The organism is Streptomyces sp. NRRL F-5126, assembly GCF_000721265.1.
Classification (GTDB): Bacteria; Actinomycetota; Actinomycetes; order Streptomycetales; family Streptomycetaceae; genus Streptomyces.
The window spans coordinates 45,218-70,736 of sequence record NZ_JOFZ01000017.1 but is presented as its reverse complement, the minus strand read 5'-3'; the positions used below and the strand labels follow the sequence as shown (position 1 = coordinate 70,736).

The 25,519-nt window shown below is 71.8% G+C and carries 25 protein-coding genes and 1 pseudogene; 12 read left to right on the top strand and 14 right to left on the bottom strand.

All coding sequences use genetic code 11. From position 1 onward, the window contains the following. Positions 1–208 precede the first annotated feature (208 nt). Positions 209–1,486, top strand: a complete 1,278-nt coding sequence (locus IH48_RS0131675; RefSeq protein ID WP_030912573.1) for a hypothetical protein — start codon at positions 209–211, stop codon at positions 1,484–1,486. A 55-nt stretch (positions 1,487–1,541) separates the two neighbouring features. Here the strand turns inward: IH48_RS0131675 and IH48_RS0131670 are convergent, their stop codons facing one another. The 9 genes from IH48_RS0131670 to IH48_RS0131630 form a co-directional block, all read right to left on the bottom strand. Further along, positions 1,542–2,213 carry a hypothetical protein gene (locus IH48_RS0131670; RefSeq protein ID WP_030912571.1) on the bottom strand — a complete coding sequence of 224 codons (672 nt, stop codon included), beginning with the start codon at positions 2,211–2,213 and terminating at the stop codon, positions 1,542–1,544. Positions 2,214–2,415: 202 nt separating this feature from the next. After that, positions 2,416–3,558, bottom strand: coding sequence for an ABC transporter ATP-binding protein (locus IH48_RS0131665; protein WP_051840956.1), 1,143 nt, complete (start codon positions 3,556–3,558; stop codon positions 2,416–2,418). Further along, complete coding sequence (locus tag IH48_RS0131660) at positions 3,542–4,525, bottom strand: ABC transporter ATP-binding protein (RefSeq protein WP_030912566.1); 984 nt, start codon at positions 4,523–4,525, stop codon at positions 3,542–3,544. Before IH48_RS0131660 ends, IH48_RS0131665 begins: the two co-directional genes overlap by 17 nt. 10 nt (positions 4,526–4,535) lie before the next feature. Further along, positions 4,536–5,516, bottom strand: a complete 981-nt coding sequence (locus IH48_RS0131655) for an ABC transporter permease (RefSeq protein ID WP_030912563.1) — start codon at positions 5,514–5,516, stop codon at positions 4,536–4,538. Next, the gene (locus IH48_RS0131650) at positions 5,509–6,432 is read right to left on the bottom strand and encodes an ABC transporter permease (RefSeq protein ID WP_030912560.1); all 924 of its coding nucleotides are present in this window, start codon (positions 6,430–6,432) and stop codon (positions 5,509–5,511) included. The genes IH48_RS0131655 and IH48_RS0131650 overlap by 8 nt, the downstream gene beginning before the upstream one ends. A 100-nt stretch (positions 6,433–6,532) precedes the next feature. Beyond that, positions 6,533–8,170: a peptide ABC transporter substrate-binding protein gene (locus tag IH48_RS0131645; protein ID WP_030912557.1), complete on the bottom strand. Its 1,638-nt coding sequence runs from the start codon at positions 8,168–8,170 to the stop codon at positions 6,533–6,535. A 100-nt stretch (positions 8,171–8,270) separates the two neighbouring features. Beyond that, positions 8,271–9,074, bottom strand: coding sequence for a helix-turn-helix transcriptional regulator (locus IH48_RS0131640; protein ID WP_030912554.1), 804 nt, complete (start codon positions 9,072–9,074; stop codon positions 8,271–8,273). A 207-nt stretch (positions 9,075–9,281) separates the two neighbouring features. After that, entirely contained in the window at positions 9,282–10,124 is an 843-nt protein-coding gene (locus IH48_RS0131635; protein ID WP_030912552.1) for a transglutaminase-like domain-containing protein, read from the bottom strand. Beyond that, the gene (locus IH48_RS0131630; RefSeq protein WP_051840955.1) at positions 10,124–11,182 is read right to left on the bottom strand and encodes a GNAT family N-acetyltransferase; all 1,059 of its coding nucleotides are present in this window, start codon (positions 11,180–11,182) and stop codon (positions 10,124–10,126) included. Before IH48_RS0131630 ends, IH48_RS0131635 begins: the two co-directional genes overlap by 1 nt. A 140-nt stretch (positions 11,183–11,322) precedes the next feature. Here IH48_RS0131630 and fdxA point away from each other — a divergent pair, with 140 nt between their 5' ends. Both fdxA and dapC read left to right on the top strand, forming a co-directional pair. Further along, entirely contained in the window at positions 11,323–11,643 is a 321-nt protein-coding gene (fdxA, locus tag IH48_RS0131625) for a ferredoxin (RefSeq protein WP_030912546.1), read from the top strand. Positions 11,644–11,752: 109 nt separating this feature from the next. Then, positions 11,753–12,856 (top strand): succinyldiaminopimelate transaminase, encoded by a 1,104-nt coding sequence (gene dapC, locus IH48_RS0131620; RefSeq protein WP_037843840.1) that lies wholly within the window; start codon positions 11,753–11,755, stop codon positions 12,854–12,856. A gap of 6 nt (positions 12,857–12,862) precedes the next feature. On the opposite strand, the gene IH48_RS0131615 is transcribed toward dapC, so the two are convergent. Further along, a complete protein-coding gene (locus IH48_RS0131615; protein ID WP_030912540.1) occupies positions 12,863–13,249 on the bottom strand; it encodes a hypothetical protein in 387 nt (128 codons plus the stop codon). 319 nt (positions 13,250–13,568) lie between these two features. Then, positions 13,569–14,642 carry a hypothetical protein gene (locus tag IH48_RS0131610; RefSeq protein WP_037843837.1) on the bottom strand — a complete coding sequence of 358 codons (1,074 nt, stop codon included), beginning with the start codon at positions 14,640–14,642 and terminating at the stop codon, positions 13,569–13,571. A 124-nt stretch (positions 14,643–14,766) separates the two neighbouring features. Here IH48_RS0131610 and dapE point away from each other — a divergent pair, with 124 nt between their 5' ends. From dapE to IH48_RS0131590, 4 genes and pseudogenes are all read left to right on the top strand, one after another. Beyond that, complete coding sequence (gene dapE, locus IH48_RS0131605) at positions 14,767–15,843, top strand: succinyl-diaminopimelate desuccinylase (protein ID WP_030912525.1); 1,077 nt, start codon at positions 14,767–14,769, stop codon at positions 15,841–15,843. A gap of 201 nt (positions 15,844–16,044) precedes the next feature. Next, positions 16,045–16,803: a TIGR00730 family Rossman fold protein gene (locus IH48_RS0131600; RefSeq protein WP_030912523.1), complete on the top strand. Its 759-nt coding sequence runs from the start codon at positions 16,045–16,047 to the stop codon at positions 16,801–16,803. 774 nt (positions 16,804–17,577) lie between these two features. Next, positions 17,578–17,958: pseudogene (locus tag IH48_RS37560) on the top strand (DivIVA domain-containing protein); the annotation flags it as partial. Positions 17,959–18,152: 194 nt separating this feature from the next. After that, positions 18,153–18,752, top strand: coding sequence for a DNA-3-methyladenine glycosylase I (locus IH48_RS0131590; RefSeq protein WP_030912516.1), 600 nt, complete (start codon positions 18,153–18,155; stop codon positions 18,750–18,752). A gap of 24 nt (positions 18,753–18,776) precedes the next feature. On the opposite strand, the gene IH48_RS0131585 is transcribed toward IH48_RS0131590, so the two are convergent. Further along, the gene (locus tag IH48_RS0131585) at positions 18,777–19,580 is read right to left on the bottom strand and encodes an enoyl-CoA hydratase/isomerase family protein (RefSeq protein ID WP_030912513.1); all 804 of its coding nucleotides are present in this window, start codon (positions 19,578–19,580) and stop codon (positions 18,777–18,779) included. A gap of 280 nt (positions 19,581–19,860) precedes the next feature. Between IH48_RS0131585 and IH48_RS36020 the strand changes: the two genes are divergently transcribed. Continuing rightward, positions 19,861–20,028 carry a DUF3117 domain-containing protein gene (locus IH48_RS36020; RefSeq protein WP_003966491.1) on the top strand — a complete coding sequence of 56 codons (168 nt, stop codon included), beginning with the start codon at positions 19,861–19,863 and terminating at the stop codon, positions 20,026–20,028. A 147-nt stretch (positions 20,029–20,175) separates the two neighbouring features. Here IH48_RS36020 and IH48_RS0131575 read toward each other — a convergent pair whose 3' ends face one another. Then, positions 20,176–20,892: an O-methyltransferase gene (locus tag IH48_RS0131575; protein WP_078850187.1), complete on the bottom strand. Its 717-nt coding sequence runs from the start codon at positions 20,890–20,892 to the stop codon at positions 20,176–20,178. 100 nt (positions 20,893–20,992) lie between these two features. On the opposite strand from IH48_RS0131575, the gene sigE reads away from it, so the two are divergent. The 4 genes from sigE (at position 20,993) to IH48_RS0131555 (ending at position 24,232) form a co-directional block, all read left to right on the top strand. Further along, positions 20,993–21,766 (top strand): RNA polymerase sigma factor SigE, encoded by a 774-nt coding sequence (sigE, locus tag IH48_RS0131570; protein WP_199810044.1) that lies wholly within the window; start codon positions 20,993–20,995, stop codon positions 21,764–21,766. Beyond that, entirely contained in the window at positions 21,763–22,707 is a 945-nt protein-coding gene (locus IH48_RS36430; RefSeq protein WP_078850185.1) for an anti-sigma factor family protein, read from the top strand. The genes sigE and IH48_RS36430 overlap by 4 nt, the downstream gene beginning before the upstream one ends. 129 nt (positions 22,708–22,836) lie before the next feature. Beyond that, entirely contained in the window at positions 22,837–23,346 is a 510-nt protein-coding gene (locus IH48_RS0131560; protein WP_030912504.1) for a sec-independent translocase, read from the top strand. Positions 23,347–23,449: 103 nt separating this feature from the next. Further along, a complete protein-coding gene (locus IH48_RS0131555; protein ID WP_234434457.1) occupies positions 23,450–24,232 on the top strand; it encodes a hypothetical protein in 783 nt (260 codons plus the stop codon). 56 nt (positions 24,233–24,288) lie between these two features. Here IH48_RS0131555 and IH48_RS0131550 read toward each other — a convergent pair whose 3' ends face one another. Beyond that, positions 24,289–25,449 carry an Mrp/NBP35 family ATP-binding protein gene (locus IH48_RS0131550; protein ID WP_030912502.1) on the bottom strand — a complete coding sequence of 387 codons (1,161 nt, stop codon included), beginning with the start codon at positions 25,447–25,449 and terminating at the stop codon, positions 24,289–24,291. Between the last annotated feature and the right edge of the window lie 70 nt (positions 25,450–25,519).

Genomic DNA, 25,519 nt, shown 5'->3' with positions numbered 1-25,519 from the left:
GCCACAGCGTCACGCGACGGCCCGTCATCCACCGGCCCAGGACATTACGGGCAAACCGCCGGGTCGATCAGCGATCGAACCCCGCTGACGAATCGAGGCCAACTCCAAGGCGCCGGCCTCGCCTTGGCAGACCACGGCCAGTCAGGGCCACGCACGCTCTGCCGCCCCCGGAATGTTTCCCACTCACTGCACCCTCTCTTCTGACGGAGTGAAGGTATGCGGCAGCGCCGAGCTCTACAACGGCCGTAACTTCACCCTGCACCGTGGAATCGGCTCGCGGACGAAGACCGCCACGACGCAATCCCTGGTCAGCAACTGCGACCTGGCCAACCCACGGGCAGGGCTGTGGACCACGCGCTTCGAGGAGTGCTCGTCGTTCGTCATGGCGTGGGAAATAGATGTCGGCGGCGCCCCGTGGGGCACCGTGAAGGCGCTCGTGGTCAACGAGCGCAAGCTCGACCCGAAGTCCGGGAACATCACTGAGCGGATCAACGTCACTGACGTGGACGTGCCGGCGAACATCCCCACGTTCACCCTTGATCCTCCGACGATCGACTGCAAGCCGGCCGGCAACTGCAGCGTCCAGAACATCGGCGGCTGGCAGGGTGCGGCCATGTGGGTGCCCGGTGACCACCACAGCGTGACTGCGGACGCGTCCTACCTCTGGGGGCCAACCCTGACCGGGCCGAACTCCACCAGCCCGCAGGTGATGAAGCTCGGCGTGTTGTTCGCGATTCAAGGCGACGCAGAGGTCCCGGGCCAGAAGGTGCAGTCGGCTCCTGCGGCCTTCAGGGACTTCGCGAGCGACGACCTGGAGAATGACGGAGCCTCCGACCAGATCCGATGCGGAAACACCAAGATCGCTAACGAGGTGCCGACGATCGGGTGCGTGTTTCACAACTACGTGCCGACCTACACGTTCAACGCGGCGAAATTCCCACAAGCGGCGTCGCACGCCTGGCTGATCCAGCACAAGCTGGCCAATCACCCCGGCAGTCGGGCCGACAGCAAACCGCTGTACTTCCTGCAGGACAGCAACGACAGCGGCAATCGAACGGTGATCTGCCCCGCTAAATGGGCAGCAGCAAACGGCGATAGCAGCGCCCTCGACCGTACTGGTGACAAGCTGAACTGCGATGAGTTCGCGTTCAACTCCACCTACAACAGCGGCGGAATGCCCTCGCTGGCGGGCGGTCTGAACCCGGTGAGTAGCGGCTCCGCCTGTGTGCAGACTTTCGCGAGCAGGCAGGATGGGGTCCTGCACCTGTTCAACATTGACGGCTTCGTGCCGACATGGAAGGAGGTATGCGGACGGTCCGCGATCTCCGGATACGAAAACAGTAGTTCGATGTCCGGGTTCGGCTCGTTCAACGTGAACCAGCGTCTGCTGGACCGGGACCCGTACTGGCTGAACACCAACATGAGCGCGGCGTGCTCTCAGGACAGCACAACCGTGAAGTGCACGATGACCGTGAACAACCAATAGCACCACCTTGCTCACAAGGGGCGCCGTGCTGCGGGCACGGCGCCCCTGCTCTGGTTCAGAGAGGGGAGGGCAGGTGCACCGCCGGAAGCAGTCCCTTCTCGATCTCACGGCGCGGCAGCGACAGCCCGAGGTGCTGGCCCACCGCCTCAAACAGTCGCTTCGCCAACTCCTCTTCCTCGCCCCATGGGTCGTCGGGGTCCTCACAGCCGGGGAAGGTGGCCCGCACCGCCCCGGCCTCGCGCATGGCCGCATCCAGTGTGGCGAACGCCCCGAGTCGGTCCTCGGGTGGGAACGCTGTTTCCAGCAAACTGTCGCCCAGGTCGATGGCTCTCACTTCACCGGTTGCGTCGCCGTAGTACACCCAAGGGTCCTGCTGCAGAAAGCGGTCCAGGCAGACGAGTTCCTCGCCCTGTTTCACCAGGGTGTCCTGGCCCAGCCCGTCCATGTGGATGAGGTTCCAGGTGGACCGCTCGGTCTCCAGGACGTACGTCCATTCGCCACTGCGGCCGAACATCGCCACGCTGTCGCCGGCGTCGAAGCTCAGCCTGTCGACGTCTCTGAACTGCGGGGGGCGTTCGGCCTTGTGGCGGTCGGCACCGAGGCGGACCACCAAGTCCACCGGGTCCACGTTCCGCACCGCCGTGACACAGATGTTTGAGATCATCCCGTCCTTGACGATCGCACCGCTGTACCAATGCTCGCCTATCCATCCCAACCCGTCCGCCATGGTGTTGACCCCTCTCCCCGCTCCTGGCGCACACGCTACCGGCCGAGAGACAGCGTGTGCGGGTAGAGCCGCAGCGGTACAGGCATGCCGACGCGCCCACCGGGCTCGTACGCCTCTTGGTCGCCGGAGGGCAGGCCGCTGCCTACGGACCGCCAGCGGTCCGGACGGCAGATGCCCGCGACCTGTCTGCTCCGGCGAGCCGTTACCGCGGCGGGTGCGGCGGCTCCCCGAGACCGTCGCCCGGACCCTCGTCCGGTCCGCCGGGGCGCGGCCCAGGCTCGCCCTGCGGCGGGGCCGTGGACTCGTCCGCGAAGTGGCACGCCGACGGGTGCGCCGCCGGGCCGCCGCCGTCGCGGAACCATTCGGGCACCTCCAGCGGCGGCTCCACCCGTGCGCACACCTCCTGCGCCTTCCAGCAGCGGGTGCGGAAGTGGCAGCCCGACGGCGGGTTCGCCGGCGACGGCACGTCGCCCGTGAGCAGGATGCGCTCCCGGTGCTCGCGGTCCGTCGGGTCGGGCAGCGGCACGGCCGACAGCAGCGCCTGCGTGTAGGGGTGCGTGGGGTGCTCGTAGATCTCGGTGTCCGTGCCGATCTCCACGACCTTGCCCAGATACATCACGGCCACCCGGTTCGAGATGTGCCGCACGATCGACAGGTCGTGCGCGATGAACACGTAGCTCAGGTCGAACTCGTTCTGCAGCCGCTCCATGAGGTTGACGACCTGCGCCTGCACGGACACGTCGAGCGCCGAGACCGGTTCGTCGGCGACGATCACCTCGGGTTGCAGCGCGAGCCCGCGCGCGATGCCGATGCGCTGGCGCTGCCCGCCGGAGAACTGGTGCGGATAGCGGTTGATGTACTCGGGGTTGAGGCCGACGACGTCGAGCAGGTCCTGCACCTTGCGGCGCCGGTCGCCCTTCGGTGCCACCTCCGGGTGGATCTCGAACGGCTCGCCGATGATGTCGCCCACGGTCATGCGCGGGTTGAGCGAGGTGTAAGGGTCCTGGAAGACCATCTGGATGTTGCGCCGCACCGACTTCATCCCGCGGCCGGTCAGCTGGGTGATGTCCTGGCCCTTGAACGCGATGCGGCCGCGGGTCGGCTCCTCCAGGTGCACCAGCATCTTCGCGACCGTCGACTTCCCGCACCCCGACTCGCCCACGATGCCGAGCGTCTCGCCGCGCGCCAGGTCGAAGGAGACGCCGTCGACGGCCTTCACCGCGCCGACGTGCCGCTTGAAGAGGATGCCCTGCGTCAGCGGGTAGTGCTTGACGAGGTCGTGGACCTGGAGGACCGGCTCGGACGCGGTGCCCGCAGGCACGGCCGACTCAGTTGTCGACGTCATGGAGCGTCTCCCTCCAGAAGTGGCAGGCGCTGTGGCGCGTGCCGCTCACCTCGTACAGCGGCGGCTCGTCCGTGGTGCACACGTCCCGGGCGCGCGGGCAGCGCGGGTGGAAGGAGCAGCCGGGCGGGATGTTCAGCAGGTTCGGCGGCAGGCCCTTGATCGCGTAGAGCTCCGAGCCCTTCTGGTCGAGCCGGGGGATGGAGTCGAGCAGGCCGCGGGTGTACGGGTGCGCCGGCGCCTTGTAGATGTCGTGGACCGGCGCGGTCTCGACGATCTTGCCCGCGTACATCACGGCGATCCGGTCGGCGACGTCCGCGACCACGCCGAGGTCGTGGGTGATCAGGATGAGCCCCATGTGGAGCTCGCGCCGCAACTCCGCCAGCAGGTCCATGACCTGGGCCTGCACGGTGACGTCCAGGGCGGTCGTCGGCTCGTCCGCGATGATCAGCGACGGTTCGAGCGCCAGCGCCATCGCGATCATGATGCGCTGGCGCATGCCGCCGGAGAACTGGTGCGGGTACTGCCCGACGCGCTCCCTGGCGGCCGGGATGCGCACCCGGTCCATCAGCTCGACCGCCCTGGCCTTCGCGTCCTTGTGCGACATGCCGCGGTGCACCACGAACATCTCGCCGAGCTGCTGGCCGACGCTGAGCACCGGGTTGAGCGACGACAGGGCGTCCTGGAAGATCATCGCCATGCCGGCGCCGCGCACCTTGCGCCGCTCGTCCTCCTTGAGCTTCAGCAGGTCCTGGCCCTTGAAGATCACCTCGCCGCCGCCGATCCTGCCGGGCGGCACGTCGAGGATGCCCATGATCGCCTGCGCCGTGACCGACTTGCCCGAGCCGGACTCGCCGAGCACGGCCAGCGTCTCGCCCGCGTCGACCTCGTAGCTGACGCCGTTGACGGCCTTGACCACCCCTTCGCGGGTGCGGAACTCCACGTGCAGGTCTCGCACTTCGAGCAGCATGCCGGGCTCCTCAGCGCAGCTTGGGGTCGAGGGCGTCGCGCACCGCGTCGCCGAGCATGATGAACGCGAGCACGGTGATGGCCAGCGCTCCCGCCGGCCACAGCAGCATGTGCGGCGCGTTGCGTACGTAGGGGGACGCGGACGAGATGTCGATGCCCCAGGAGACGGTGGGCGGCTTCACGCCGACGCCGAGGAACGACAGCGTCGCCTCCAGCGAGATGAACGTGCCGAGCGCGATGGTCGCGACGACGATCACCGGCGCGATCGCGTTCGGCATGATGTGCCGCAGCAGCATCCGCGAGTCGGACGCCCCGAGCGCGCGCGCCGCCTGCACGAAGTCGTTCTCCTTGATGGTGATGACCGAGCCGCGCGCGATGCGGGCGATCTGCGGCCAGCCGAGCAGCACGATGAAGCCGACCACGGGCCACACCGTGGAGCTGGTGATCACGGACAGCAGCACGAGGCCGCCGAGCACGACGGGGATGCCGAAGAAGATGTCGGTGAGCCGCGACAGGAGCGCGTCCCACGTCCCGCCGTAGAAGCCGGCGAGCCCGCCCAGGACCGAGCCGACGACCGCGACGCCGGCCGTGGCGCACACGCCGACGGTGACGGACGCGCGCGCCCCGTAGACCGTCCGCGTGTAGACGTCGCAGCCCTGGCCGTTGAAGCCGAAGGGGTGGCCGGGCGACGGGCCGTCCTGCGCATGTGCCAGGTCGCAGGAGAGCGGGTTGCCCGAGGCGATCAGCGACGGCCAGATCGAGATGACGATCAGGAAGAGGATCACCAGCGAGGAGATGATGAAGATCGGGTTGCGCCGCAGGTCGTGCCACGCGTCCGACCACAGGCTGCGCGGCTGGCCGAACCCGCCCTCCTGCGGCCCGCCGGGCGCGGGGCCCGGGCCCGCTCCCTCGGTCGCGATGTCCATCTGGCCGCCGGCACCTGTGGGTGCGATGGCGCCGTCGCCCGGGCCTCCGGGGGTGTGTTCAGGCATACCGGATCCTCGGGTCGAGTACGGCGTACAGGAGGTCGACCAGCAGGTTGGCGACGAGGAAGACCAGCACGAGCACGGTCACGAAGCCGACGACGGTCTGCGAGTTCTGCCGCAGGATCCCCTGGTAGAGCTGGTAGCCCACGCCGTGGATGTTGAAGATCCGCTCCGTGACGATCGCGCCGCCCATCAGGCTGCCGATGTCCGTGCCGATGAACGTGACCACGGGGATCAGCGAGTTGCGCAGCAGGTGGCGCACGACCACCCGGCGGCGCGGCAGGCCCTTGGCGATCGCGGTGCGTACGTAGTCGGCGCGCCGGTTCTCCGCGATGGAGGTGCGGGTCAGCCGGGTGACGTAGGCGAGCGAGACGGACGCGAGCACCAGACCCGGCACGATCAGCTCGTTGAACGGCGCCTCGGGGGAGACGGACGGCGAGATGACGTTCCACTCCACGCCGAGCAGCAACTGGATGAGCAGGCCGGTCACGAACGTCGGCACGGAGATCACGACGAGCGTGAGCAGCAGCACCGTCGTGTCGACGGGGCGGCCGCGGCGCAGCCCCGTGACCACGCCGAGCGCGATGCCGATGATGATCTCGAAGATGATCGCCACGATCGTCAGCCGGATGGTGACGGGGAAGGCGGCGGCCATCAGGTCGATGACCGGCTGCCCGTTGAAGGCCGTGCCGAAGTTGCCCTCGAAGACGTGGCCCATGTACGTCAGGTACTGCTGCCACACGGGCTTGTCGAGGCCGAACTCCCTGCGCAGCTGGGCCGCGGTCGCCGGGTCGCACGCCTTGTTGCCGCACAGGCCCTGGATCGGGTCGCCCATGACGTTGACCATCAGGAAGATCAGCAGCGTGGCGCCGATGAACACGGGGATCATCTGGAGCAGCCGCCGGATCACATAGCGTCCCATGCCGGCCTCCACGGGTCGTCGGATGCGTACGGGCGCCGGCGCGGCGGCGGGTACGCGGGCCCGGCGCGGTGGACCGCGCCGGGCCGTGGGCGGTGCGGCGTCACTTGACCTTGATGTCGCCGTACACGGGGACGCTGAACGGGTTCAGCTCGACGTTCGAGACTTGGTCCGAGTAGCCCGCGCTGCCGTTCTGGTACCAGAGCGGGATGGCCGCCATCTGGTCGCGCACGACACCCTCGGCCTGCTGGAACAGCTTGACCGCCTGCGTCCTGTTCGTCTCCGCGTTGGCCTGGTTGACCAGCTTGTCGAACTTCGGGCTGGAGAACTTGCCGTCGTTCGAGGAGGCGTCGGTGTAGTACAGCGGCTGCAGGAAGTCCTGGATGAGCGGGTAGTCCATCTGCCAGCCGGCCCGGAAGGGGCCGGTCATCTTGTGCTGCGTGATGCGGCTGCGGAAGTCGGCGAAGGTGCCCACAGGGGCGCCGACGCACGCCTTGTTGTTGTGCAGCACGTTGTTGATGCTGTTGCAGGTGGCGTCGACCCACTCCTTGTGGGAACCGGTGTCGGCGTTGTACGTGATCGTCATCCGGCCGCCAGGGATGCCGCCGGCCTCCTTGACCAGCTTGCGCGCCTCGGCCGGGTTGTACACGCACGCCTTGCCGCACAGCCCGTGCTGGTAGCCGCCCGCGGTGCCGAGCACGGGCGAGGTCCAGTCGGTGGCGGGAGTACGCGTGTTGTTGAAGATCGTCTTGGTGATCTGCGCGCGGTTGATGGCCATCGAGATGCCGGTGCGCAGCTTCGCCCCGTTCTTGTTGTTCCAGCTCTTGTCGTAGAAGGGGAACGCGATGGTCTGGATGATGCCGGCCGGGGTGTTGAGGTACCGGCCGCCCAGGTCCGACTTGACGTTCTTGAGCTGCGAGGCGGGGATGTCGTCGACCAGGTCGAGGTTGCCCGCCGTCAGGTCCGTGTACGCCGTGTTGTTGTCGGTGTAGACCTTCAGGTCGACGCCGCCGTTCTTCGCCTTGTCGGGGCCCGGGTAGTTCTTCCACTTCCGCAGCTTCATCTGCGAGCCCTTGGTGTAGCTGCTGATGGTGTACGGGCCGTCGCCGATGGGCTTGGACAGCCACTTGGCGTGGTCGGTGAAGAAGACGCTGGGCAGCGGGGAGAAGGCCGCGTAGCCGAGGGTGTCGGGCCACATGGAGAACTTCTGCGACAGCCGGACGGTGAAGGTCTGCGGGCCGGTGACCTTCAGCCCTGACATGGTCTTCGCGGTGGGCGTGCCCGTGGCCGGGTGCACCGCCTTGTACCCGTCGATGTACTGGAAGAACGACGCGTTCACCTGGTTGTTCTTCAGGTACGCGCCGTAGTTCCAGGCGTCGACGAACGACTTGGCGGTGATCTTCTCGCCGTTGGAGAAGGTCCACCCCTTCTTCACGGTGACCTTGAAGTTCTGCGAGTCCTTCGTCGTGATCGACTGGGCGAGCCAGTTCTCCGCCTTGGCCGTCTTGGGGTTGTACCGCTTGAGGCCGCGGAAGATCATGTCGAGGACCTTGCCGCCCTGGACCTCGTTGGTGTTCGCCGGCTCCAGGGGGTTCTGCGGGTCGCCCCACGAGGCACTCACGATTCCGTTCGCACCACCGCTCCCGCTGCTGCTTCCGCCGCCGCCCCCGCCGCAGGCCGTCGCCGTGAGGGCTACGGCGACCGCGCCGGCCGCCCACTTGGCGTGCGTGGCTCCTCGCATGGGGTGCCTCCTCTTCGGGCCCAAGATCTCTTGAACCCCAATACACCCCATATGGATGCAAACCGCATTTTCTCCTCGGCTGTTCGCGCCGGACCCCGGCTCAGATACGCCCGGATGCAGGCAACGCGGGCAGCAGCCCGGCCGCCTGGGCGCGCAGCACCGTCGCCAGCCGGTCGCGCGTGCCGAGCTTGCGGTAGATGTTCTCCGTGTGCTTGTGGACCGTGCGCACCGAGACGCACAGCCGGCGGCCGATGGCCGCGGCGGGCAGCGCCTCGGCCAGCAGCACGAGCACGGCCGTCTCCCGCGGGGTGAGCCCGTACCCGCCCGCGCCGGCACGCACCGCCGGCGCGGGCCGGCAGCGCCGCAGCAGGCGCACATGGCTGTCCATGCCGCGCAGCAGCGGGTGCATCCGCGCCACGTACGCGCGCTCCCGCACGCTGCCGCCCGGCTCGGAGCAGTGCACGAGCATCCCGCGCACCGGCCCTGGGCCGCCGCCGTCGTACCTCAGCGCCAGCACGTCCTGCGTGCCGAACAGCGCCCGGGTCACCTCGCGCATCTCGCTCTCGTCCCACGGGCCGCGGCCCGCGACACCGCTCGCGAGCAGCGGCCGGCCGTCCGGGATCGCCTGTCCGGCGTCCGCGAACGGGTAGCCGCCGCGGATGCAGGCCAGCTGAGCGGCCGTCGGCCGCCGTGCCACGGGCCAGGCCAGGACGCGGCCGGTCGTCGCCGTCCAGTCGTCGTCCTTGCAGAGCACCGCCGTGCCGGGCAGCGCCGACATGATCTCCCGGCCGACCCGCGCCCAGACCTCCTCGGGGTCGTCGGCGAGCAGGACCTGGGCCGTGAGATCGAGCATGCGCGCGTCGTCACGCGCCGACAGGGCGCCAGAGGCCGTTGGCTCACCCATGACCCCCCTCGATCCCCTCGGTGGGTACGCAATTGTACGAATGGACGCCGCCGCGGCGCGGTGAAAACCTGGAGACCGCTCCGGAACGTGCGGGGGGCCTTCCGGACCGCGCGTGCCGCGCCGTGCGCTCAGGCGCGCGGCGCGGCACGCCCGCCGACCACGGGCGCGGCTGTCCGGTACGGCGCGGTCCCGGTGCGGCTGGGCTGCTCAGTTGAGCATCGCGCGGGCCGCGCGGGCGCGATGGCGGATCGCGTGCGCCGTCGACGGTTCCACGGCCGCCACGACGTCCGCGTACTCCTCGAATTCGGCGGCACCGCGCAGGTAGTCACCGCGCTCCACCAGCAGCCGGCCGTGCTCGTAGCGCAGCCGCGCCGGGTGCGAGGGCAGCAGCATGGCCAACTCCACCGCCCACAGCGCCACATCGCCGCGCTCGGGACGATCCGACGCCCACGCCCTGATGTTGTTCAGGACACGCCTGACGATGTCGAGCGGGTCGGCGGGCAGCAGCATCTCGGGGCTCAGCTCCTCCCCGGCGGTGCCCGCGACCAGCGCGGCCGCGTCCCCCGCCGAGAGCAGCGCGCCCCCGGCGAACGGGTCGGCAAGCACCTGGCGATCCGGCGGGCCGAACCCGACCACGAAGTGCCCGGGCAGCGCCACGCCGTAGACGGGCGCACCCGCGCGCCGCGCCACCTCCGTCCACACCACCGACAGCATGATCGGCAGCCCCCGCCTGCGCCGCACCACCTCGTGCAGCAGCGACGACTCGAGCCGGCGGTAGTCGGCGGCCCCGCCGTGGAAACCGCAGCGCCCGCCCAGCAGGTCGGCCACCGCGCGTGCCCAGTCCTGCGGGCTCCTCGCCCCGAACGGCAGCAGGCCGGCCAGCCGGTCGAGTTCCACCTGCGCCTCGTCGGCCAGCGCGTCGCCCGCCTCACCGGCCTCGCCGGCAGCGCCCACGGCCTCCGCACCGATCAACAGGCACAGGACGGCCACATCCGGGCGGGCCTCGCGCGCCTCGCGCGCGAACTCGCGGCGCCGCTCCTCCCCGGTCATCAGGCCGTCCCGCCGGGCGCGGGATCGGAGGGCGCGGGATCGGAGGGCGCCGCGCGGAAGTAGCGGTATCCGTGGTGCGCGGTGAACCCCATGCCCGTGTACAGGGCGCGGGCCGGCGCGTTGTCCTCCTCCACCTGGAGCCAGGCCGCCGAGGCGCCCTCGTCCAGCGCGCGCCGCGCGAGCGACGCCATCACGGCGCGTGCGAGCCCCTTGCGCCGGTGCGCGGGAGCGACCTCGACGGCCATGAACCCGGCCCACCTGCCGTCGGCCACGCACCGCCCGATCGCCGCCGGGCCTTCACCGCCGTCGCCGTCCCCGTCGCCAGGGACGGTCGCGAACCAGGTCGAGGGGCCGCTGCTCACCACGTGCAGTACATGCTCCCCGGCGCCCTCGCCCGCGCGGTGGTAGCGGCGCAGCCACTCGCCGTCGGGCGAGCGGCCGAGCACGACGCGGCCGGTGTCGGCCGCCAGGTCGCCGACGCGCGCGAGAGAGCCCGTCCACACCTCCGTGGCGCCCTCCGGTCGCCAGCCGAGGGAGGCAAGCTGCGCGCCCAGCCGTTCCTGCCCGTCGGGCGACTCCGCCTGCAACTGCACGTACGGTGTCAGGCCCCGAGCCCCGTACCAGCGGCGCACCCCGTCCAGCGCCTCGGCGAGCGGCATGCCGGGATCGCCCGTGGCCAGGGCCGAGTTCGCGCGCCGGGTGAACCCCGCGGCGGCGCGCAGCCGCCAGGTGCCCAGACGCTCCGACTCCACGGGCTGCCAGGCGCGCGCGCCCGCCTCGATGAGCTCCGTGCGCGTGGCCGCCGGGCCGCGCCTGCGGGCCGGCGCGTCGGGCACGACCTTGCCCGCGACCAGCGTGGAGTCGTCGAGCGAGACGACCTCGCCCGTCCTCCGTGTGATCAGCATCACGCCGTCGTTCCACGATGTGAGAACGCCGACCGTGTCGGTGAACTCGGGCGCACTGCCCGACCCGCCGGTCAGTCGTCTGACTGATACCCGTTTGCCCAGATCGGAAGGGGTGATTCGGACGACAAGACGCCCCCCGCCGGTGATTTCCATGGCTCTGACCGCCCCTCCTGTTCGGATCGTGCCCGGGAACGGAGATACTAGGTGCGGGCATCGACGACGCCGCGCTCCCGCGCGCCCGTGGACGGAGCCGCAGATCGGCCCGCCGCGCCCTATGGAGGAGGAACGACAGCGTGACCTACGTCATCGCGCAGCCTTGTGTCGACGTGAAGGACAAGGCGTGCATCGAGGAGTGCCCGGTCGACTGCATCTACGAGGGCTCACGGTCCTTGTACATCCACCCGGACGAATGCGTCGACTGTGGTGCCTGTGAGCCGGTCTGCCCGGTCGAGGCGATCTTCTACGAGGACGACACCCCGGACGAGTGGAAGGACTACTACAAGGCGAATGTCGAGTTCTTCGACGAACTCGGCTCGCCCGGTGGTGCCTCGAAGCTCGGGCTGATCGAGCGGGACCACCCGCTGATCGCCGCACTGCCGCCGCAGAACGGCTGACACGGCGTTATTCGGCATTCGGCGTATCGCCGTACCCGGTTGCCGTACCCCGGTCCCGCACGGCCGTCGCCGTGCGGGACCGAGGCGTACGAGAGAGTGAGTGAGTAGCGTGCGCGCACCCCTGTCGCAGTCACTGCCGGTCTTCCCGTGGGACAAGCTGAAGCCGTACGAGGAGACCGCGAGGGCCCATCCGGACGGGCTCGTGGACCTGTCCGTCGGCACCCCGGTCGACCCGGTCCCCGCGGTCGTCAGGCAGGCGCTGGCCGGCGCGGCGGACTCGCCCGGCTATCCCACCGTGTGGGGCACGGCGGCGCTGCGTGACGCGCTCACCGGCTGGGCGCGGCGGCGGCTCGGCGCGCGCGGGCTCACGCACCGGGGCGTGCTGCCGGTCGTCGGCTCGAAGGAGTTCGTCGCCTGGGCGCCCGTCCAGCTCGCGCTCGGGGCGGGCGACCGGGTGGCCTACCCGCGCCTCGCCTACCCGACGTACGAGGTCGGCGCGCGCCTGGCCGGCGCGGGCCTCGCGCCGTACGACGACCCGACGGAGCTCGACCCGGCAGGGCTCAGGGTGCTGTGGCTCAACTCCCCGTCGAACCCGACGGGCGCCGTACTCGCGAAGGACGAGCTCGTCAGGATCGTCGCCTGGGCGCGCGAGCACGGCGTGCTGGTCCTCAGCGACGAGTGCTACCTGGAGCTCGGCTGGGAGGGCCACGAGCCCGTCTCGGTGCTCCACCCCGACGTCTGCGGCGGCTCGTACGAGGGGCTCGTCGCCGTCCACTCGCTCTCCAAGCGCTCCAACCTCGCCGGGTACCGCTCGGCCTTCCTCGCGGGCGACCCCGAGGTGCTCGGAGAACTGCTCCAGGTGCGCAAGCACGGCGGGATGATGGTGCCGGCCCCGGTCCAGGCGGCCACCGTCGCCGCGCTCGGCGACGACGCCCACGTGGCCGAGCAGCGCGCCAGGTACGCCGCGAGGCGCGGGCCGCTGCGCGCGGCGCTCGAGGCGGACGGCTTCCGCGTCGAGCACAGCGAGGCGGGGCTCTACCTGTGGTCGACGCGCGACGAGGACTGCTGGGACACCGTCGGCCACCTCGCGCGGCGCGGCATCCTCGTGGCGCCCGGTGACTTCTACGGCCAGGCGGGCGCCCGGCACGTGCGCGTGGCGCTGACGGCCACCGACGAGCGGGTGGAGGCGGCCGTCAAGCGCCTGCACGGCTGACCGGACTCAGCCGCCCAGCGGGAGGCTCGGCAGCTGGTTGTTCTTGGCGGTGTCGCCGAGCATCGTGCCGGCCGTGCCCGCGGTGTCGCCGGCCACCTTCTGAGCGGCCGGGGCGACGGTCTTGCCCGCGGATCCGACGGTCCTGCCGGCGGCGGGGACCGCCGTGCCGACGATGTGGCCGCCGGTCTGGCCCGCCATGTCGGTGGCCTGCTGGGCGCCCCTGTCGAGGGTGTTGCCGACGTTGGCGCCGTCGAGCGAGGAGACCGCTCCCAGGTCGGTGGCCCCCGGCAGCGACGCGGCATTGGCGGCGCCCGCGGCGACGACAGGGGCGGCCGCGCCGGCGGCGACGAGCAGCGCGGCGCGGGCGATGCGGCGGGTCATGGGGAGGGACATGATGCTCCTTCGACGGTTGAGCGGCGTCCGGGGGCCCCGCCGGGTCGGCGGGCGCCTTCGTGTCGGGCGCCGGTCTGACGCCGTGACAACCGCTCGGAGGGCGGGGGAGGTTGCGGCGGGCCAACGTAAAGAATCGGCAATGCGTCGTATTGTCGGAGTCGGACGAAAACGGCAAAGGATCAGCTTCCGCACCCGGCTGGCGAACCGTCACTCCCCGGGCGCCGCAAGGGCATCGGGGCGATGGGGCCGCTCGTGGGCGATCTTCGGGAAAGTGCCCCGCGAGTGTGCCGGGCGCGCACCGTGCGAGTGACGGTCCGAACTACCGGCCGAACGCGATCGTGACCTCGGACGTGGAAGTGTCGTCCGGATTACCGGACTTGTCGACGCGCTGCCACCCCGCGCCCGCGTCCTGCGCGCTCCACACCCGGCCCGCGTACGCGACGCGCTCCAGGCGCAGCACCCCGGCCTGCGCCACGGCCCAGTGCGCGAGCTCCCAGCCGCGCTGCTCGGTCGCCGCCGCCGCCATCTCGCCGTGCGTACCGCCGCCCGAGCCCGGCAGCGCCCGCACCGGGACGGACAGCTCGCCGGCGGCCGCGTCCGCCGTGCGCGCGTCCGCCACGCCATGGTGCGGCGGCGCGGAGGCCGCGACCGCCGCCGTGCCGGAGGCGGCCTTGCCGCTACCGGTGGACGTGCCGCTGCCCGCCGGCGCCGTCTTCGGCTTCGACGGCAGCACCTCGGGGCCGAACGCCTCCACGAGCGCCGCGCGCACCTTCGCGGGGTCCCCCGGCTTGCGGTCGACGGGACCCGGGCACGTGAGCACCGCGGGCGCCTGGCCCGTGAACGCCGCCGCGAGCAGCGACGCGTCCGCCTCGTGCTTCGCGTACGCCCCGGGGAAGCCGCTGTGCTGCACCCGCTGCGCCGCGACCGTCAACGGCAGTTGACCGTAGCCGTGGATCTTCGCGAGGCGCGTGTAGAACTGCTTCGAGGCGTAGACGGGGTCGAGGATCTGCTGCCGCGTGCCCCAGCCCGCGGAAGGGCGCTGCTGGAACAGGCCGACCGAATCCCGGTCCCCCTGGCGCAGGTTGCGCAGCCCCGACTCCTGTATCGCCGTCGCCAGCGCGATCGTGACCGCGCGCTCCGGCATGCCGCGCGTGATCCCGACCGCGGAGATCGTCGCCGCGTTGGCCGCCTGCTCGGGCGACAGCTCGTAACTGGCGGCCTCCCCACCGCCGGCAGGGGCCTTCGAGGCGTGGACCGTGCACGACGTGGGAGCGCTGCCGCCGCCGGTGACGTACTGCACACCGGCGTACGAGGCGACACCGGTCAGCACGGCGAACGCCGCTGCCCAGCGCAGGAAGCGGCCGCCACGTGATCGCTTGGAGGTCTCGGACACGAGGGTCACCGTAGCGGAGTGCGGCCCCCGGCACCGCCCCTGTGGAAAACCGCCTGTGGACAGCCGGGCGGCCCCGCGGACCACGCGCTTCGGGCCCCGCACCGGGGCACGTTAGTGTCACTCCATGTCCGACAAGCTCGACCTCACACTCGACGCCGCCACGCTCACCGCACGCCTCGTCGACCTGCCCTCGGTCAGCGGCTCCGAGGAGGTGCTCGCCGACGCCGTCGAGCAGTCGCTGCGCACACTGCCGCACCTGCGTGTGGACCGGCACGGCAACAACGTCGTGGCCCGCACGCGGCTGGGCCGCGCCGAGCGCGTCGTGCTCGCCGGCCACATCGACACGGTCCCCGTCGCGGACAACCTGCCCTCAAGGCTCGACGCGGACGGCGTGCTGTGGGGGTGCGGCACCACCGACATGAAGTCGGGCGTCGCGGTGCAGCTGCGCATCGCCGCCACCGTCCCCGAACCCAACCGCGACCTCACGTTCGTCTTCTACGACAACGAGGAGGTCGCCGGCCACCTCAATGGACTCGGACACGTCGCCGACGCGCACCCCGACTGGCTGGCGGGCGACTTCGCCGTCCTGCTCGAACCGACCGACGCGCAGGTCGAGGGCGGCTGCCAGGGCACCCTGCGGGTCAAGCTCACGACCACGGGGGAGCGGGCACACTCCGCGCGCAGCTGGATGGGGTCCAACGCCGTCCACGCCGCCGCCCCGATCCTGGCGCGCCTCGCCGCCTACGAGCCGCGGCAGCCGGTCGTCGACGGGCTCACGTTCCGCGAGGGGCTGAACGCGGTACGCGTCGAGGGCGGCGTCGCGGGCAACGTCATCCCCGACGCGTGCACCGTCACCGTCAACTACCGCTACGCGCCCGACCGCAGCGCCGACGAGGCGGTGGCGCACGTGCGCGAGGTGTTCGCGGACTGCGGCGTCGCCGACTTCGTCGTGGACGACCACTCGGGCGCCGCCCTGCCCGGCCTCTCGCACCCGGCGGCCGCCGCGTTCATGGCCGCGGTCGGCGGCACGGCGCAGCCCAAGTTCGGCTGGACGGACGTCTCGCGCTTCGGCGCGCTCGGCGTGCCCGCGGTGAACTACGGGCCGGGCGACGCGCTCCTCGCCCACAAGGCCGACGAGAGGGTCGCGGTGGAGCGCATCGCCCACTGCGAGGAGCGGCTGCGCGGCTGGCTCACGTCCTGAGTGACGTGTCATGCGCCGTACCGACGGCCGGAATTTCGCCGTTCGTCATGTTCGTGCCCTTAGGCTGGCGAGGAGAGCGGAAGTCGGCCGGAACCGTACGGAACGGTCGGCAACTGTGTGTAAACACGCGATTTTCCGCCGATAAGCAGAGAACAACAGGAACGAGGACAGAACATCAGCAAAGTACGAAAGGGGCGGCTCATGGACGATCCCACGAGACCGGCGCAGTCGGGGGAGCAGCGGCTCGGGCCCGTGCTCCGGCGGGGCGGCCAGGTGCAGGCCGGCACCACGGACCAGAGGCTCCTGGACACGGGGGGTGACTCCGAGTGGGTGCACACCGACCCGTGGCGGGTCATGCGCATCCAGTCCGAGTTCGTGGAGGGCTTCGGCGCCCTCGCGGAACTGCCGAGCGCGATCAGCGTCTTCGGCTCCGCACGCACGCCCGTCGACTCCCCGGAGTACGACGCGGGCACGCGCATCGGCAAGGCGCTCGTGGAGGCCGGCTTCGCCGTGATCACGGGCGGCGGGCCGGGCGCGATGGAGGCCGCGAACAAGGGCGCGAGCGAGGCGGGCGGGGTGTCCGTGGGCCTCGGCATCGAGCTGCCCTTCGAACAGGGGCTCAACCCCTACGTCGACATGGGCATCAATTTTCGGTACTTCTTCGTCCGCAAGACGATGTTCGTGAAGTACGCCCAGGGCTTCGTCGTGCTGCCCGGCGGCCTCGGCACCATGGACGAGCTGTTCGAGGCGCTCACGCTGGTACAGACGCGCAAGGTGACGCGCTTCCCGATCGTGCTGTTCGGCACGGAGTACTGGGGCGGGCTCGTCGACTGGCTGCGGAACACGGTGGTGGCCCAGGGCAAGGCCGCCGAGAAGGACATGCTGCTCTTCCACCTCACGGACGACGTGGAAGAGGCCGTCGCCCTGGTCAGCAAGGAAGCGGGCACGGACCGCCTGTAGCGCGCCGGAGCCCGCACTCCCGTGCACGTGCCGCACGCGTGCGGCTGTCCCGGCGGCCGGGCCCTGCCGGCGCGACGGCCGGCGACATCTGCGACGGACGCGGGCCGTCCAGCGCCTGACGGGGTGCGGTGGGCCCGCGGCACCCGCAATGGACGCGGGCCCGTCCAGCGACTGTCGGCCCCCGCCGTCTCGTGCCGGCCGCACGCGTGCGCCCGGCCCGGGCCGCCAGGTCCCAGCGGGGAGCGGTGCTCCCAGGACGCGGCCACCGCAGGCACACGCCATGCGCCCGGCCCGGTCCCGGCCAACGCCTGGGGCGAGCCCCGCTCGGCACCCACCGGTGACCGGCGGCCCGCCCCGGCGCCGTGCAGGGCCGCCCGGCCATACCGTCCGGCAGCGGAGCCTGACCCGCCCGGCCGCCTTCGTACGCACCGGTGTCCGCGCCCGTGCCTGCTGCCCCCGGAGACCGGCTCCGGGCCCCGGCGGTCTCGTGCATGCGTCGCACGCGTGCGTCCGGCCGGGCGGCCAGGCCTCTGCGGGGTGTGGGGCCCCAGGGATGCGGCCGTCCCCCGGTACGGCGGTCCGGTCCGCCGAGCGAGGTGGAAGCCGTCACCCACGGAGCCTCGCTCGCTCCGCCGTATGCGGCAGCCCGGTCCTGGCCAATCCCTGGGGCGAGCCCCATGCGCGGGCCGATAGGGGCCGGGCGCGTCGGCGGTGTCAGTGGGGCGTGGCACGATCGGTCTGACGTAGTTCGGCTTCGGCACCGGGGAGAAGCGCGTGTTCTGGTTCTTGCTCATCGCGATGGTCGTGGTGGTCGCCGCGGTCACGATGGCCGTCGTGGGCGGGGGCGACCGCACCGTCCTGCCGGAGACCGCGCCGCAGCGCCTGATCGACCCGCTGCCCGAGACGCGCCCGGTCAGCCGCGCCGACATCGACGCGGTGCGGCTGCCCGTCGCCGTCCGCGGCTACCGCATGGCCGACGTCGACGACGTGCTCAGCCGCCTCGGCGCCGAGCTCGCCGAGCGCGACGCGCGCATCGCCGAGCTTGAGGCCGGCCTCGCCGGGGCGCGCGCGGGCGCGGCCGCGGGGCCCGGCGCGCACCCGGGGGCAGCCGCAGGCCCCGGCGGCCCCGGCCAGGGCGGTCACGCGGTCCAGGGCGGCCAGGGCACGCCGGGCTACGGCACGCCGGGCTACGGCACGCAGGGGTACGACGCACGGGGCTACGGGGCGCAGGGCTACGGCGCGCAGGAGGCGTGGCCCGGCCACCGGCAGGACCCGCCGCCGTGGTCCCCGCCCGGCTACCAGCCGGGCCAGGAGCCCGGTCACGGGCAGGAGCAGGAGGGGGGCGGCCGATGAGCGCGGGTTCCCCCGCCGCGGCCGGCCCCGACGGGCTCCCGCGCTGCCCCTGGGGCCTGTCCGCCGAGGACTACGTGGCGTACCACGACACCGAGTGGGGCCGCCCGGTCCGCGGCGACGACGCGCTGTTCGAGCGGCTCAGCCTTGAGGCGTTCCAGTCCGGCCTGTCCTGGATCACGATCCTGCGCCGCCGCGAGACCTTCCGCGCGGCCTTCGCCGGATTCGGGATCGCGCGGGTCGCCGCGTTCACGGAGCAGGACCGCGAGCGGCTGCTCGCCGATCCCGGCATCATCCGCAACCGCCTCAAGGTCGACGCCACGATGGCCAACGCGAAGACGCTCGCCGCGTGGCAGCCGGGCGAGCTCACCGAGCTCATCTGGTCCTATGCGCAGGACCCGGCCGGGCGCCCGCTGCCGGTGACGACGGCGGACGTCCCGGCCGTGACGGCCGAGTCCACGGCGCTGTCCAAGGCGCTGAAGAAGCGCGGCATCCGCTTCGTGGGGCCCACGACCGCCTACGCGCTGATGCAGGCGTGCGGCCTGGTCAACGACCACCTGGCGGCCTGCGCCTTCTCGGACGTCACCGCCCCGCGGTGACCCGACGGTGATGTGGCGAAGGGCTCAGCGGCCCAGGTAGCGCGGCTTCTCCTTCGCCAGGAACGCCTCGACGGCCAGCCCGTGGTCCTCGGACGAGCCCGCCCTCGACTGCCCCTCGTCCTCCTTCTCCAGCGCCTCGTCCAGCGAGTGGTCGGTGCCGTACGCGAGCGACTCCTTGATCGCCGCGTACGCCACGGTCGGCCCCTCCGCCAGCGCGCGGGCCACGGCCGCGGCCTCGCCCGCCAGGTCGGCCGCCGGCACGAGGCGGTTGACCATGCCGAGCTCATACGCCTCCTGCGCCCGCACGGTCCGCGGGAAGAGCAGCAGGTCGGCGGCGCGGCCCTGGCCGATCATGCGCGGCAGCGTCCAGGACAGGCCGGAGTCGGCGGACAGCGCGACCCCCGCGAACGAGGTGTTGAAGCTCGCGGTCTCCGCGACGACCCGGTAGTCGGCGGCCAGCGCGAACCCCATGCCCGCACCGGCGGCCACGCCGTTCACGCCCGCCACCACCGGCTTCGGCATGGCCGTGATGGCACGCGCGATGGGGTTGTAGTGCTCGCGCACCGTGCGCATGGTGTCGGTGGACCCCGCCGCCTTGGCCTCGGCGAGCAGCGCGACGTGCTCCTTGAGGTCCTGGCCCACGCAGAAGGCGCGGTCGCCCGCGGCGGTCAGCAGCACGGCCCGCACGGCGGTGTCGTCGGCCGCCTCCCGCAGCGAGTCCCTGAGCGCCACCTTCGTCGCCACGTCCAGAGCGTTCATCGCCTCAGGACGGTTGAGGGTGATCGTCGCGAGGCCGTCGCGCACCTCGTACAGCACCGTGTCCGCCATGTTCCGGGTCCTTTCGTGGGCTCGTCTTCCCTCGTGCGGGCACCAGCATGACGGACCGCGGGGGCGCGGTGGTGTGCCAGGGCGGCGAAGTATCGCAGGCAGATCGCCGAATTGGGGGGTTTTGCGCGAACGCGTTGCGCAAGCGATGCCGTCCGATGTTGGTCATCGGGTCGTGCGATGCGGGATAATGCGCAGGAAGCATTGTGTTCGATGCCGGTGTCACAGCGCCTGCCACGGGGCCGCCGGCTGCGACGAGCTGGTTTCAGGAAGGGGAACGAGCATGGCGGCCATGAAGCCGCGGACGGGCGACGGCCCGCTCGAGGTGACCAAGGAGGGGCGGGGCATCGTCATGCGGGTTCCGCTCGAAGGCGGTGGTCGGCTTGTGGTCGAGCTGACCCCGGACGAGGCGGACGCTCTCGGCGACGCGCTGAAGAAGGTCGTCGGCTGAGTAGGACGGCCATCGCCACCGTCCCTCCAGCCTTCGCCCCGGGGGTCACCCCGACGGAAACCGTCGCTGCCCCGGTACGGACGAACGCGGTCCGTACCGGGGCAGTACTGCGCCCGGACCGGTACACGCCCCGCTGACGGCCCTCCCTCAGCCCCCCGAAGGGCCCCTGCGCACGGCGCACAGCAGGCCGTCGCCCACGGGTAGCAGCGAAGGCAGCAGCTCGTCGCTCTCCCGCACCGCCCTCAGCAGCTCCCTCACTCTGAGCACCTCGGTGGGCTGGACCGCCGAGTCGACCGTGCGGCCCGAGGCGAAGACGCCCTCGAAGCACACGAGACCTCCAGGTCGCAGCAGGCGCAACGATTCAGCCAGGTACTCCAGGGACTCCAGCCGGTCGCCGTCGCAGAAGACGATGTCGTAGCCGCCGTCGGCGAGCCTCGGCAGCACGTCGAGCGCATGGCCGGGGATGAAGCGTGCCCTGTTGCCCGTGAAGCCCGCGGCACGGAACGCCTGCCGGGCGAACTGCTGCCGCTCGGGTTCCACGTCCACGGTGGTCAGCACGCCGTCGGGGCGCATGCCCCGCAGCAGGTGGATGCCGGATACGCCGGTGCCCGTGCCGATCTCGGCGACGGCCTTCGCGTCCGCCGCGGCGGCGAGCAGCCGCAGCGCGGCGCCGGTGCCTGGCGACACCGAGCGGAGCCCACTCTCCCTGGCCCGCTCGCGGGCCCAGCGAAGTGGATCGTCCTCGGCGACAAAGGCGTCGGCGAACGCCCAGCTCGTCTGCCGGTTGGCGGTAATGACCCTCTCCTTGTCCCCCGGTGTCGGCGCAACCGTGACTGTATCCGCTGGGGGCGGGAACCCGCCGATGGCACCGGACGTTGAGCGGGGGTAAGGGCACGACGGGGGAATCGGCCCGGATCCAAATTCGCGTAAAGATTCTTATCCGGAGCTGACGGGCGAGGTGGTTATGGTAGGGGCTCTACTGGACACCACCAGAGCCGACAGGGGAGGTGCGGCCGCGACTGTGGATCGGACGGGAGTGCTTCGGCGCTTCCTCGGGTCGGCAGGTGAGCCGAAATCCGTGACCGACACTGCTGACCGTTCCCGCTCCACCGACTCCGCGGTCACCGCGACCTTCGCATCGGATGCGGAGTCGCAGGCGTGGACGCCTCCCAGCTGGGAGGAGATCGTCAGCACGCACAGCGGACGCGTCTACCGCCTCGCCTACCGCCTCACGGGCAACCAGCACGACGCGGAGGACCTGACCCAGGAGGTCTTCGTCCGCGTCTTCCGCTCGCTGTCCACGTACACGCCCGGCACGTTCGAGGGCTGGCTCCACCGCATCACGACCAACCTCTTCCTCGACATGGTCCGCCGCAAGCAGCGCATCCGCTTCGACGCGCTCGGCGACGACGCGGCCGAGCGTCTCGCGAGCCGCGAGCCGTCCCCGCAGCAGGCCTTCCACGACACGCACTTCGACGCGGACGTGCAGCAGGCGCTCGACACGCTCGCGCCCGAGTTCCGCGCGGCGGTCGTGCTCTGCGACATCGAGGGGCTCTCGTACGAGGAGATCGCGGCCACGCTCGGCGTGAAGCTCGGCACGGTACGCAGCAGGATCCACCGCGGCCGCTCGCACCTGCGCAAGGCACTCAAGCACCGTTCCCCCGAAGCACGCGCCGAGCACCGCTCCTTCGTGGGGGTGGCAGGCGTCAGCGTGGCCGGGGAGGGCGGAACGGCGTGAGCGCCTTGGGCCCGACCCCCTCGGAACACCACCTGGGGGACCGGCTTGCCGCCCTTGTGGACGGTGAGCTCGACCACGACGAGCGCGAGCGCGTACTCGCGCACCTGGCGACGTGCGCCCGTTGCAAGACCGAGGCGGACTGCCAGCGCAGGCTGAAGAGCGTCTTCGCCGAGGTGGCGCCGCCGCCCCCGTCCGCGGGGCTGCTCGCGCGGCTGCAGAGCCTGCCGGGCGGCGGATGCACGTCCTCGCGTGACGACGACGACAAGCGCGGCCCCTTCGGCCGCGGACTCCTCGGCGACGGCGGGCATGACTCGTTCGGCCACGGCGTGTTCGACGCCCCCGACGGCCACGGCCCGCACATGGACACCTTCCGGTACGCCGGCGCGCACGGCGCCTCGGTCTTCCCGATCCACGAGGTCGGCAAGCGGGAGTCGGAGCGCTCGCCCTGGCGTGCGCGCCGGTTCGCGTTCGCGGCAGCCGGTGCCGTCTCCCTCGCGGCGATCGCGCTCGGCGGGTCGCTCCCCGCCGCGTCGGGCCCCGGCGCGGCGGCCCGCAACAACGTCGTCCCGCTGCGCGTGGCCGGATCGTCCACGGCCGCCGAGGCCGGCCGCCGCCAGGGCTTCGGCGGCGGACAGCTGCCCGGTGCCGGTACGTCGGCGCGGTCCGCGGCCGCCCCGGGCACGCTCCAGGCGCGGAACCTGCCGGTGCACGCCGCGCTGTCGTCGCGTACGTTCGCGGCCCCGTCCTTCGCGTCGCTGCCTTACGCCGCGCCGTCCGTCCCGAGCCTCGCCTTCGGTACGCCCGCGTTCCCCGCCGACGCGGTCAACAGCGCCCCGCCGGCCCCCCTCGCGGCCGCCGCCGGCGCCCTGCGGACGATGAACGGCTCCATGGCCCCGATCGGCCTTTCGGGTGGGCCGGGCCCGCTGTCCGGGTCCGGCTGACCGCGCCGGGGAGGGTACCGCCGGGACGGTGGGTGCGGGTACCGTGTAACGGCCCGGACCTTGACCCCACCGCGGACCAGGACGGACCGACCCGTTCCCGCCGGCACGGAGAGCACAAGGAGCTGCTAGGTGTTCAACGACATTGGCCCACTGGAGATCCTCGCTCTCGTGATCCTCGCCGTGATCGTTTTCGGTCCCGACAAGCTGCCGAAGGTCATCCAGGACGGCGCGCGGCTCATCCGCAAGGTCCGCGAGTTCTCGGAGAACGCGAAAGAGGACATCAGGTCGGAGCTGGGCCCCGAGTTCAAGGACTTCGAGTTCGAGGACCTCAACCCGAAGACGTTCGTGCGCAAGCAGATCCTGGAGAACGACGACTTCAAGGAGATCCGCAGCAGCCTCGACCTGCGCAAGGAGATCTCCGATGTCGCCGACATGAAGAAGGACTTCGGCGTCTCCGAGATGAAGAAGGAGATGGCCGAGGTAGCGGACGCCGTGCACGGCCGCGACACGGCTGCCGCGGCCGCGCCGATCGCCTCCGCCAACGGCTCCGCGGCCGCCTCCACCACCCCCGACCTGCTCAAAAAGCGTGAGGAGCCGGACGGCGGCGACCACCCGCCGTTCGACTCGGACGCCACCTGAGCACCGCCTGTCCCGCCCCGCGGGGGCGGGATGGCTATCCTCCAACTGTCCGGCAGGTGTGAGTCCCCGGACCCAGGGCAGATCGAGGAGGCGGGCCGGACCGATGGAGACGACCAGTCAGGCGGCGACCCAGCAGGTCGCTGACGAGGCTGAGGAGCGGGACACGCTGGAACCGTCGAGACCCGTCGACGGGTACCTCAGAGCGGGCTTCCCCTGGTACGGCCTCGACGCCGCGTACACGGGACCGCGCAGCCTCATGCAGGCCGTAGCCGCCGCGGACGGCACGGTGCAGCACGGGGCGGTGCGGCACGGCGGAGAGCCCGCGGTCAGGCCCGAGTCGGTAGCGGTGCCCGCCGCCGCGTCCACCGGCGGCGACGACAGCGGCGAGGACAGGCAGCGCTTCGTCGTCGTGATCACTGTCGCGGCGAGCCCCGCACGGGGCAGCGGGGACGGCACGGGCCGGCTGGACGCGACGACCGCGTCCTCCGCCGCGTGGCTCGCGGGCTCCGGCCTGCTGTCGTGCACCTGGCCGGGCCAGCTCGACCACACCCTGCGCGACGACTGGCTGACCCAGCAGACGGAGACCGCCTTCGAACTCGCGGACGACCTGGAGAGCCCGGAGTGGACCGTCCTGTCGCTGCCGGTCGACGGCGTGCCGACACCCTTCCGCTACCGCGAGTCGGAGTACGGCTGGGTGCTCGCGGGATCCACCCACGGCGTGCACCTCGGCGCGTACGGGCGCGGCATGAGCGCGTACGGCCTCGGCTTCGCGCGCATCGAGGACATCAGGACCTACGAGCCCCAGGACCGGAACGCGGCCGGGACCGAGCCCGCTGACCCGGGCGTGGCACGGGCTCAGGCCGAGGCCGAGGACGCCCAGGTCTGACGGTCTGCCGGGCACGGCCTCGCGCGGCCCAGCGCGCGGCCGCGCCCGCCACCGCGTCAGAACTTGTTGCGCGGCGTGATGCCCAGAGACAGACCGGACAGCCCGCGCTTGCGCTCGCCCAGGCGGTCCGCGATGGAGCGCAGCGCCGCACCCGCCGGGGACTCCGGGTCGGTGAGGACCACGGGCCTGCCGTCGTCGCCGCCCTCCCGCAGCCGCACGTCGATCGGGATCGCGCCCAGCACCGGCACCTCGGCGCCCGTCGTGCGCGTGAGCCCCTCGGCGACCAGCTTGCCGCCGCCCGTGCCGAACACGTCCAGCATCTCGCCGCAGTGCGGGCACGGCAGCCCCGCCATGTTCTCGACGACGCCCACGATCTTCTGGTGCGTCTGCACGGCGATCGACCCGGCGCGCTCGGCGACCTCGGCCGCCGCCTGCTGAGGCGTCGTGACGACGAGGATCTCCGCGTTCGGCACGAGCTGCGCCACCGAGATGGCGATGTCGCCCGTGCCGGGCGGCAGGTCGAGCAGCAGCACGTCCAGGTCGCCCCAGTACACGTCGGCGAGGAACTGCTGCAGCGCGCGGTGCAGCATGGGGCCGCGCCACACGACCGGCGCGTTGCCCGGCGTGAACATCCCGATGGAGATGACCTTCACGCCGTTGGCCGACGGCGGCATGATCATGTTCTCGACCTGCGTGGGCCGCCCCTCCGCGCCGAGCATCCGCGGCACGCTGTGCCCGTAGATGTCCGCGTCGACGACGCCGACCTTGAGGCCGTCAGCGGCCATCGCCGCCGCCAGGTTCACCGTCACCGACGATTTGCCGACGCCGCCCTTGCCCGAGGCGACCGCGTACACGCGCGTCAGCGACCCCGGCTGCGCGAACGGGACCTCGCGCTCCGCCTGGCCGCCGCGCAGTGACGCCGCGAGCTCACGGCGCTGCTCGTCGCTCATCACGTCGAGCTCGACCGAGACCGACGTGACGCCGTCCACCCGGCTCACGGCCTCGGTGACCTCGCGGGTGATGGTGTCGCGCAGCGGGCATCCGGAGACCGTCAGGTACACCGCCACGGCCACCGCGCCGTCGTCCGCGATCTCCACCGATTTGACCATGCCGAGATCGGTGATCGGCCGGTGGATCTCGGGGTCGTTCACCGTCGCAAGCGCCTCGCGCACCGCGTCCTGCGCGGGGACGGTGGTTCCGTACGTGTCGGTAGCCATACCGAGATGGTACGGCGCCCCGCACCCTCCACGGGAAGCGCCGAGCCGCCGTTGAGACTGCCGTCACGGC

Coding starts and splice junctions, on each gene's coding strand:
- IH48_RS0131590 (WP_030912516.1), top strand. CDS start 18,153: ATGAGCGCGGGTTCCCCCGCCGCGGCCGGCCCCGACGGGCTCCCGCGC.
- IH48_RS0131555 (WP_234434457.1), top strand. CDS start 23,450: ATGGAGACGACCAGTCAGGCGGCGACCCAGCAGGTCGCTGACGAGGCT.
- IH48_RS0131585 (WP_030912513.1), bottom strand. CDS start 19,580: ATGGCGGACACGGTGCTGTACGAGGTGCGCGACGGCCTCGCGACGATC.
- IH48_RS0131645 (WP_030912557.1), bottom strand. CDS start 8,170: ATGCGAGGAGCCACGCACGCCAAGTGGGCGGCCGGCGCGGTCGCCGTA.
- dapE (WP_030912525.1), top strand. CDS start 14,767: ATGTCCGACAAGCTCGACCTCACACTCGACGCCGCCACGCTCACCGCA.
- IH48_RS0131665 (WP_051840956.1), bottom strand. CDS start 3,558: ATGACGTCGACAACTGAGTCGGCCGTGCCTGCGGGCACCGCGTCCGAG.
- IH48_RS0131630 (WP_051840955.1), bottom strand. CDS start 11,182: ATGGAAATCACCGGCGGGGGGCGTCTTGTCGTCCGAATCACCCCTTCC.
- IH48_RS0131600 (WP_030912523.1), top strand. CDS start 16,045: ATGGACGATCCCACGAGACCGGCGCAGTCGGGGGAGCAGCGGCTCGGG.
- IH48_RS0131635 (WP_030912552.1), bottom strand. CDS start 10,124: ATGACCGGGGAGGAGCGGCGCCGCGAGTTCGCGCGCGAGGCGCGCGAG.
- IH48_RS0131655 (WP_030912563.1), bottom strand. CDS start 5,516: ATGCCTGAACACACCCCCGGAGGCCCGGGCGACGGCGCCATCGCACCC.
- IH48_RS0131615 (WP_030912540.1), bottom strand. CDS start 13,249: ATGTCCCTCCCCATGACCCGCCGCATCGCCCGCGCCGCGCTGCTCGTC.
- IH48_RS0131640 (WP_030912554.1), bottom strand. CDS start 9,074: ATGGGTGAGCCAACGGCCTCTGGCGCCCTGTCGGCGCGTGACGACGCG.
- IH48_RS0131650 (WP_030912560.1), bottom strand. CDS start 6,432: ATGGGACGCTATGTGATCCGGCGGCTGCTCCAGATGATCCCCGTGTTC.
- IH48_RS0131660 (WP_030912566.1), bottom strand. CDS start 4,525: ATGCTGCTCGAAGTGCGAGACCTGCACGTGGAGTTCCGCACCCGCGAA.
- sigE (WP_199810044.1), top strand. CDS start 20,993: ATGGTAGGGGCTCTACTGGACACCACCAGAGCCGACAGGGGAGGTGCG.
- IH48_RS36020 (WP_003966491.1), top strand. CDS start 19,861: ATGGCGGCCATGAAGCCGCGGACGGGCGACGGCCCGCTCGAGGTGACC.
- IH48_RS0131550 (WP_030912502.1), bottom strand. CDS start 25,449: ATGGCTACCGACACGTACGGAACCACCGTCCCCGCGCAGGACGCGGTG.
- IH48_RS0131670 (WP_030912571.1), bottom strand. CDS start 2,213: ATGGCGGACGGGTTGGGATGGATAGGCGAGCATTGGTACAGCGGTGCG.